The 329-nt window shown below is 69.0% G+C and carries 1 protein-coding gene; it reads left to right on the forward strand.

Going from position 1 to position 329, the window contains the following annotated elements; all coding sequences use genetic code 11:
• Positions 1-53: 53 nt before the first annotated feature.
• A partial coding sequence (locus tag ABD323_RS42595; RefSeq protein ID WP_344447417.1) for a hypothetical protein occupies positions 54-329 on the forward strand: 276 nt, incomplete at its 3' end.

Genomic DNA, 329 nt, shown 5'->3' on the forward strand with positions numbered 1-329 from the left:
AACAACTACGCGAGCCACGACGACGCGATCGCCTCGGTCTACGGGGGTGCCCGGTGATCGCCGGTACGGACGTCTCGTTCGGGGACGTGGGCGCGGGCTTCAAGTGGACCCGGGACTTCGTCAACGAGCCGCTCCTGCCGCTACCGAGCTTCAGCAACCCGGTGGCCGACGGGCTGGACGCGGGCCTGGACGACATCGTCCGGGAGGCCCTGGAGTTCACCGGGCTGATGAGCATGCTGGAGGAGGTCACCGGCGAGCTGGAGACCCTCACCAACGCCGCCGAGGAGTGGCAGGCCCAGGCCAAGGCCATGCAGGACATCGCGACCGAG

It is taken from the genome of Kitasatospora nipponensis, assembly GCF_039528135.1.
In the GTDB taxonomy this organism is placed as follows: domain Bacteria; phylum Actinomycetota; class Actinomycetes; order Streptomycetales; family Streptomycetaceae; genus Kitasatospora; species Kitasatospora nipponensis.